The following is a 1,641-nucleotide window of genomic DNA, read 5'->3' as shown; positions in this document are numbered from 1 at the left end:
GTCATGCCGACGTAGGCCATGGCGCGCGAGGCTTTGTCGCTGAGCACGGTGAAGCAGGCCCCAGGGGTCGTGGCGTTGCCGACGGTGATGCCTTGGGCGGCGTGCAGGGTGGTGGCATAACCCAGGGTGATGTGCTCGCGCAGATAGTCACCTTCGAAGATGGCTCGGGCTTGGTCGGTGAGCCGTTCGGCGGCTAGGCGGCCGCGCTCGGCATCGACGCCCACGACGCGCCAGCGGTTGCCGTTGCGGACCTGGTCGACCTGCCTGCCGGGGGTGTGGTTGGCGCCGGGTTCCACGGTCAGGCTGGCGTCGTTGTTGCGGCTGATGATGACGTCGCCGGCGCGCACGTCTTGGTCACGTGCGACCCGCACGGTGGCGGTCAGCAGTGTCGAGACTTCAGGTGTGCTACCGGGTGGGTCTGCGGCGGTCAGCGCCCCGTGCAGTTTGCGGTTGATGGAGTCCGCGATTTCCCAGCGGTCGCAGATGATGGCGGCGTCTTTGCCGTCGGCGCGGGCCTGCAGGTAGGCGTTGGTGGCGTCCTCGGCCATGGCGATGGGGTCACCGCAGTGCAGCCGCCCGTGGTTGCGGTACCAGCCGACGGCTTTGCGCAGCCGATTGCCGTGCGCGGAGCGCAGCGCCAACGACATATCGCGTTCTGCGGGATCGCGCATGCGCCATACTTCGCCGAGGCGCTGCGACCAGGGCAACTCGTCGCACAGGTTCTCGAACATGCCGCCGCGCGCTTTGACCGGCGACAGTTGGTAGGCGTCGCCGACGAGGACCATTTTGGCGCGGCCCATGACCGCGCACGCGAGCAGCTTGTGCAGTTCGGGGGTGCCGAGCATGGAGGCTTCATCGACCACGATCACGGTGCGCCGGCCGACGTCGAGTTGGTTGTCTTCGATCAGCTTGAGCGCTTTGGCCACCGTCAGTCCGCGGTCGCCGGCGCCGTCGCGCATCGCCTCGTCGACCGCTTTCCCGGTGGGCGCGAGCACGAGGACCTCTTTGTGTGCGCGGTGCGCGGCGCCGCGCAGCGCTTTGAGCGAGTGCGTTTTGCCCGCGCCGGCCGGGGCCTGCAGGGGCTGCACCAGATAGGGGGAGTGCGCGATGTTGGCGATGGCGCGCGCTTGGTCGACCGACAGGTCACCGAGGTCTAGGGTGCGCACATCGAGGCGGGTGCGCGGATCCTGGTCGTCGACCATGGCGAAGATGCGTTCTTCTTCGGCGATCACCGCGTCCACCGTGTACAGCTCGTGTCCTTCGCGGTGTTGCGCCTCCCGGGGCGCGCTGACGCGCACGGCCACGGTGTCGACGATCTTCTCGATCACGGTGCGCGGGTCATCGGGCGCGTCGACGGGCAGCAGCGCGCCGACGAGTTCCACCAGGTCTGCGCGGGTGAACGCGCTCTTGTCGATACCGCCCACCATGCGCGCCAACCGCGCGCGGTCAGTCAGGGTGCGCGGCGCGGCCCGGCGCGCGATGCGCGCGTCGGCGTGCGCGGCGCGGTCCAATTCCAGACCGCGCGCATCGGCGCGCCATTCCTCTTTGAGTTCGGCCCATGGCTTGGATTCAGGTTTGGACGGACGGGTGGCTTTTTGCGCGACGGCCAACTGTTGGGCGCTCGGTTCGCCGTCGACGACG

The 1,641-nt window shown here is 68.9% G+C and carries 1 protein-coding gene; it reads right to left on the bottom strand.

What is annotated here, in order from left to right; genetic code table 11:
• Window positions 1–1,641, bottom strand: a 1,641-nt coding sequence (locus tag HMPREF0591_RS19970) for an ATP-dependent DNA helicase (protein WP_040623515.1), incomplete at both ends; no start/stop codon positions are given.

This window comes from Mycobacterium parascrofulaceum ATCC BAA-614 (genome assembly GCF_000164135.1).
Classification (GTDB): Bacteria; Actinomycetota; Actinomycetes; order Mycobacteriales; family Mycobacteriaceae; genus Mycobacterium; species Mycobacterium parascrofulaceum.
This window is presented reverse-complemented; position numbering and strand designations above follow the sequence as displayed.